Origin of the sequence: Mucilaginibacter gilvus (genome assembly GCF_004054195.1) — a bacterium.
GTDB lineage: Bacteria > Bacteroidota > Bacteroidia > Sphingobacteriales > Sphingobacteriaceae > Mucilaginibacter > Mucilaginibacter gilvus.
The window spans coordinates 124890-131144 of record NZ_SBIW01000031.1 but is presented as its reverse complement, the minus strand read 5'-3'; the positions used below and the strand labels follow the sequence as shown (position 1 = coordinate 131144).

Sequence of the window (6255 nt, the reverse complement as noted above, 5' to 3'; positions counted from 1 at the left end):
GTGGTCAATTTGGCCCGGAATGCCTGGTCAGTTTGCCCCGGAATGGGGTGGTCAATTTGACGCGGAATCACTGGTCACATTCCGCCGGAATCAGGTGGTCAATATCAGCGGTATATCCAGTCTTGTGGGCTAATCTTTTTTTACTTTTTTGGCTTTCGCTGATACCTTTCGTCACCAATTGGGTCAGCTTGAATCATTTTGCCAGATTGCCGGTTATTGCTTATGGATTATTACTCTCAATAAACTCTTTTGCGTATTTCCTGCTGGCTAAATTACTTATTCATCACAACGGCAAAGAATCTCTGCTCGGAAAAGCAATTCAAAATGATTTTAAAGGCAGATTTACGCTTGGCTGTTACGCATTTTCAATTATGGTATCGTTTTACTGGTCTGAGGCCGGATTTATACTCTACTGTCTTATTGCCTGCATCTGGTTTATACCTGATAAAAGAATCGAAGCTATTTATAATGGCGTTGACCAGGATAATGAAAGCGACAAAGGTAGTTAAGGACCAGTATATAAATTATCTTAGTATGGCATGACTGCTTAAGGTTTAAGTCTCTACCTTACAGTCGGACGCATGTTTTTACCTTAAAGTTCGAAAAGCGTGATTTATAGCGGTACTTTTTATCTTAGCCTTTGTAGACACCACTTATTTAACCAACAGTTTTATTTTCACCGGCAACTTAGACCACTACTTCGCAGTTTTTATTCAGGACTATCCCAGATGCTATTTAGAATTTTTAAGCAGGGGAATTTCTCGCGATAAAAGAGGCAGATTGGTACATCTGCCTCTTCGAAGAGTATGGGTATGTCAAAAATAATATAAGCAGGTATTTTACCTGCTAACTATCCCGGCATTATGATATATGTGTTTTATTTCAAGGAAGTCATCCATTGCCGCTTCGCCGTTTAATCGTCTTGGTCCGCTTTGTTTAAATCCACCTTCTTCAAATTCATCATTGATCTGTGCCCAGTCATTGATCCACACTGTTCCGGCATCAAGTTCTCTTGCTACGCGCAAAGGCAAATCAACATTTGAGCTCCACACCGACGCAGCAAGGCCATAGATATTATCGTTGGCGAGGGCGATTGCTTCAGCTTCTGTGTTGAAGACCTGTATAGTTGCAACCGGTCCGAAAGTTTCTTCCTGAACAATAGACATGCTATTGTCGTTAACTTCGAGTAACGTCGGTCGGTAGAAAGCTCCCTTCGACAGAGCACCGTCCGTGGCAGGTCCTCCCCGGACGATTACCTTGGCACCGGCAGCAATTGCTTCATCTACCACCTTATTGATTCGCATTACGTTCGGTTTATCTATGATAGGCCCCATATCGCTGGATGGATCTGATGCGGGGCCGACTTTAACCGCAGCCAGCCGTTTGCCTAGTTCCGACTTCAGGCGCTCCGCGATGCCGCTTTGCACAAGAATCCGGCTTCCAGTCATACAAAACTGCCCGGCAAAAACAGTTATAGCCTTTTCAAGAATCGGCAGTGCGCGATCGAGATCGACATCGTTAAACACCAGCATCGGTGTTTTACCACCTAATTCAAATCCGAACCTTTTCAAATTTTGCGACATATCACTCATCAGTATTTTACCGACTTTTGTGCTTCCGGTGTAACTGATGGTAGGGATGTCTTTTGACATAATGAGCATATGCGAACCTTCACCTCCTGCAGCCTCAGTAAAGAGATTGATGACTCCGGCTGGCAGACTTTTGGTTGATTTAAATATTTCGCTGAGCATCGCGTTCACTAATGCAGTAGGTGCCGGCATTTTAATAACAGTTGTACAGCCGGCAGCAAGGGCTGGCGCAAGTGACCTGATCAGCAAGACTACCGGCGAGTTCCATGGAGCAATGATACCTGCAACTCCTATCGGCTGAGATACCACCATACTGAATGATCCGGGCGAAGTTTCAAGAGCCCGGCCTGAAGATGTAAGGGTCAGAGAAGCATAATACCTTAGTTTTGCGGGACACATGCTGACCTCAAATGCCGCTTCTCCTTTCAATTTGCCATTCTCCAGGCTTAATATATCTATCAGCCTTTCTGTGTAAGCCTCGAAAAGATCGGCCATTTCGTTCAGTGCTTTTGCACGAAGGTGCCTGTCGTCCTTCCATGCCGATTCTTTAAATGTCTTTACCGCCACGTTAATGGCACTGGCGACATTTTTAGAGGTTGCATTTGCCCAGGTTCCGATGACTTCACCTGTTGCCGGATTGATACTTTCCTGGTGATCTCCGCTGTCTACCCATTCATTATTAATGAGATTTAATTTAGCTGTTTTCATAAGTGTATTGATAATGTACGTTTTAAGCTAAAATATATTCTGGCAGAAACATCACCAATGATATTTGATTATAAATACGATTGATGTTTGTCGTATACATTTGAATTAAGATTTTGATAAGCAACGCATTAGATATTTATTTAAAACCTCCCGACCGGGGCCGTTTAAGCCTTTTGGCCAAAAGTCAGGCTTAATCGTGACACTGTTTAATACATCCCGGCACACTTCATTCGGTTTTTTTGTCTGTTTAAATTTATCTGTTACAGTCTCTGCAAATTAAAGGACTGACAGGCGTATACATATCCTGGAAGGGACTCGTCAAAACCCTGTTGAATAAAAAGGGATTGCAACAAGGGAGCTTCGCTTTTTATAGCCAGGCAATTGCGGATTATGGATTTATAAAGAAGGAATTACCGAGGTAAATAGGAATTTTGGTGTTGATGGTATTTTCTTCAGTCATTAGAAAGCCTTGTTTCTGAATAACCCGGCCAGCGCAGCAAAACGGACAGTGCAATCAAAGAGTGCAAAAAGAACAATCGATCTGGCTAGATTGCAGATCCTATTCATCTGAAATAATACTTATAAGGGTAGATGTTTAGCGCGGGCCGTCTAAATTTGTTTCAGTATTTTCGTTCGTACCGTATTGAAAAATTCAGGTGTAAAACCCAGATAAGTTGCGATATGTTTTTGCGGAATCCTTCTGTCAAATTCAGGGTATTTCGTCCGGAAAGAAAGATATTGTTCTTCCGCAGACAAGTACAGCCGCTGCAATAATTGAAATTGTATCGATGCAGTTGACTTTTGGTATGTCAGTCTGAAAAAGTGTTCCAGTTTAGGAAATTTCATCATGATATTATCCAGGTCTGTTTGAAGGATCTGAACGAGTTCAGAGTCTTCTACTGCGTAGACGTATGCAAAAGACGGTACATTAAAAGTTCTGCTGTGAATATCTGAAATCCACCAGCCTTCTATGGCGAAATAGAAATTACGTTCTGTTCCTTCACGGTCAATTATATAATTTCTGAAACACCCTTTATTTATAAAATTTTCGTGCAGGCTGATTTCTCCGGGTTTTACGAGAAGTTGTTTCTTTTTTACATGCCGTATTGTTAAAAGAGAACAGAACTCTTTTTGTTCCTCTTCGGTCAATTGCACAACACGGCCTATATTTCTTAATATTAAATCAAAACTCATATTCAGGGATAAGACTTTTACTATAAAGATAATTTAATTGCCCGATTTACCATCATGGAACGGGTGATAACTATATATTCCTTAAAAAAGGTCAGCTTTTATCTAACCTAATCAGGTTCTGTTTACGGTAAGATATGCAAGATATAAAATGAACCCATTTCAGTCAACGCTGATTGCCAGGGTTACCATTCGCGAATCATCTAATTTTATTGAACAAGGTCAACTAAATTTCTAAGCATATATCATTTTTTTAAACTTTCTGCCAGCATATCTTCGATAAGTTAATCAACTGACCAAACAATGGAAAATAAGCGAACACACGAATTTTTGACTAAACCACAGGGTTACATTATCACTATTATACTAATTTCTGTTTTTATGACAGCAGCGATGAGTCTGGGAATGCTGCTCATAAATCTCAATGAATATACAGGCATATTCAGCAAATGGCGAAAAGACTTCCTGAATGGCTGCCTGATTGCCTTGCCGGCAGGTTTTATTCTGGTACCGGGGACACAAAAAATAATTGACTTTTTCACAGTCAGCGATGTCAGTTCTGCAAAATGACTGTAGATGTCATTTTCAGATCTCATTTGGAAAGTGGGAAATTAGTCTATATCACATCAATAAAATATTAACAAAAACCATGCAGGGCTAAAGGCTCTGATCCTGTAAATGATTCATAGATGATTGGTTGGTTCCGGCGGTAGATCAGTTAATAATTTAGCGATAGATACAAATTGCAATCATCCTCTGAATTGAAAAAACGGGTTTTACGGACTTTTTAATCACACCATTAGTAATATTGTTGCTGTACGATCATACAAGTAGAATTACATCACTCGAGATGAAAAAACAAAATTTAAACATTGAATTCAATTCATCGGAATTTGCAACCAACCCGGAATCGGTCTCTGCCCGGTTACGTGAAACCGAGGGCCTGTATCCATTTCGGTTATCGGATGGAACCCTCGTTTATCTTGCAACCCGAAGGAAGGACGCTGAATTGATTTTAACTTCTGGTGATATTTTCAAGGTAAGCCCGGCACTTGAAAGTCAGAGCTACAGCGATAATCCTTTTTCAGCTGCCATACCAGGTGCAAATCACCTGCTCGCGACCGACGATGACCTCCACCTCAAACTCCGGCAGCCGCTTGAGCGTTTTTTTACAACAGAGAGTCTGGAGCAATTCCGTTCCTTCATAAATGACGAAGTTGAAATTATATTACTAAAATGGAAAACCGGCGAAAGCCATAACCTTGCAGCTGAATTGTCTTATACTCTTTCTGTCAAGGTAATTGCCAGGATGCTGGGTATTCCCTGGCAGAATGAACTAACTGAATACGCCGTAGCATTACAGATGATAAAGGCTGACCCGGCGTATCTACCGCAGGTAACCGCCTTTCATAACCTCCTGTATGGAATTGTGGAACAGAAACGTAATGCCGCAAGTAACGATATAATTTCTGCACTTATAAACGCCGGATTTTCCAATGAAGAAACGCTTAATGCGAGCCTGCTATGCTTTATTGCCGGAAGCGGCACAACAGCAAGTCTTATCAGCCAGGGACTGCGGATGATTATAAAAGAGCAAAGAAAAATTTCTAAGAAAGAACAATCCGAGCTTCTTACAGACGAAATTCTTTTTAAATTTTCCCCGGCAAATAGTGCATTTCCAAGGTATGTACATAAAAATACTGGTGTCGGTGATACAAAACTTCACAGAGGCGACATTGTTCTGGTGCTGCTTTCATCAGCTAACTATGATGTTGAATCAGGAAGGGACCCATTAAAAAATTATTTGTCTTTCAGCAAAGGAATTCATCATTGTATCGGTTGGTATGTTGCAAAAATGGAAGCCGAAGTGGTCTTCACGCTTTTCTCCCAACATTTTCCAAATGCAGTAATTAAAAATGAAGAATGGTTCAGTAATGTAGTATCCAGAGATCTCCTCATTCTGGAGGTGATATTGTAAGTGAATCAATGATAAGCACAATTATAATCCGCTACAAAATGAGTTACTCCAAAGTCAACGAGTATGAAAACTGGCGTAAGATTATTGACGGTGCCCTGCAAGCCGCCGATGGTTTTTTAGATAAGACTGAACTGTCCCCCGTTGCTGATGAACCCTTTATTTCTATTGTTATTCGTTTCAGAAACAAAGAAACAGCTGAACTGTGGTTAAAGTCAGATCTTCGTAAAGATTTACTTGAACAGTCACAGGTAATCACCCTTTCTGAAAAAGTGGAAAGCATACATCATAACACCAATTTTTGGTTTCAGGATTCATCACTACCGGCGATTAAATGGAAACAATGGGTGGTGACTTTTACCGCGGTTTATCCCCTCACGTTAACTATACCATTTTTGATAAACACTGTTCTGATTTCGTTAAATATAGATTACTTTCTTTTAAGAAGTCTGGTTATTGCAATTACGGTATCCGGATTAATGGTTTTTAAGATTATGCCTTTTATGCTTAAAAAATTTAAAAAGTGGCTGACATTATAACGGTTTATCAAAATCTGCAGAAATGTTGATGATGTGCTGGTTAGGTTAAGTTCTGTAATCAAAAAAGGGCGGTGATAAATTAATTTCATAAAAAATATTTAAATATTTCAATATGAAGTATATGGCTGCAGGATGGCTTATAATCGGAATTCTCGGGTATGGACTGTCACTTTTTAAATCAGTTCGGATAAAAAAAGGAATTCATCAAATTAAGGTGCGGCAACATGTGAAAATGCCTGAATGTTCATTTAAA

The 6255-nt window shown here is 40.2% G+C and carries 6 protein-coding genes; 4 read left to right on the top strand and 2 right to left on the bottom strand.

Annotated elements, in window-relative coordinates:
- Window positions 1-509 (top strand): TMEM175 family protein (locus EPL05_RS24150; RefSeq protein WP_394342751.1); only part of this gene is annotated, 509 nt, incomplete at its 5' end.
- A 330-nt stretch (window positions 510-839) separates the two neighbouring features.
- Here EPL05_RS24150 and EPL05_RS23825 read toward each other — a convergent pair.
- Window positions 840-2297 (bottom strand): aldehyde dehydrogenase family protein, encoded by a 1458-nt coding sequence (locus EPL05_RS23825; protein WP_128536495.1) that lies wholly within the window; start codon window positions 2295-2297, stop codon window positions 840-842.
- 609 nt (window positions 2298-2906) lie between these two features.
- Window positions 2907-3491, bottom strand: a complete 585-nt coding sequence (locus tag EPL05_RS23820) for a Crp/Fnr family transcriptional regulator (protein WP_128536494.1) — start codon at window positions 3489-3491, stop codon at window positions 2907-2909.
- 300 nt (window positions 3492-3791) lie between these two features.
- Here EPL05_RS23820 and EPL05_RS23815 point away from each other — a divergent pair, with 300 nt between their 5' ends.
- The 3 genes from EPL05_RS23815 to EPL05_RS23805 all read left to right on the top strand — a co-directional run bounded on the left by EPL05_RS23815 (window position 3792) and on the right by EPL05_RS23805 (window position 6002).
- Window positions 3792-4058: a DUF2798 domain-containing protein gene (locus tag EPL05_RS23815; protein ID WP_128536493.1), complete on the top strand. Its 267-nt coding sequence runs from the start codon at window positions 3792-3794 to the stop codon at window positions 4056-4058.
- Between the two features lie 280 nt (window positions 4059-4338).
- Window positions 4339-5466, top strand: coding sequence for a cytochrome P450 (locus EPL05_RS23810; protein ID WP_128536492.1), 1128 nt, complete (start codon window positions 4339-4341; stop codon window positions 5464-5466).
- Between the two features lie 38 nt (window positions 5467-5504).
- Window positions 5505-6002 (top strand): hypothetical protein, encoded by a 498-nt coding sequence (locus EPL05_RS23805; RefSeq protein WP_128536491.1) that lies wholly within the window; start codon window positions 5505-5507, stop codon window positions 6000-6002.
- Window positions 6003-6255: the final 253 nt, after the last annotated feature.

Excerpts from the sequence above, each read along its gene's own strand:
- EPL05_RS23825 (WP_128536495.1), bottom strand. The coding sequence starts at position 2,297 with ATGAAAACAGCTAAATTAAATCTCATTAATAATGAATGGGTAGACAGC.
- EPL05_RS23820 (WP_128536494.1), bottom strand. The coding sequence starts at position 3,491 with ATGAGTTTTGATTTAATATTAAGAAATATAGGCCGTGTTGTGCAATTG.
- EPL05_RS23815 (WP_128536493.1), top strand. The coding sequence starts at position 3,792 with ATGGAAAATAAGCGAACACACGAATTTTTGACTAAACCACAGGGTTAC.
- EPL05_RS23810 (WP_128536492.1), top strand. The coding sequence starts at position 4,339 with ATGAAAAAACAAAATTTAAACATTGAATTCAATTCATCGGAATTTGCA.
- EPL05_RS23805 (WP_128536491.1), top strand. The coding sequence starts at position 5,505 with ATGAGTTACTCCAAAGTCAACGAGTATGAAAACTGGCGTAAGATTATT.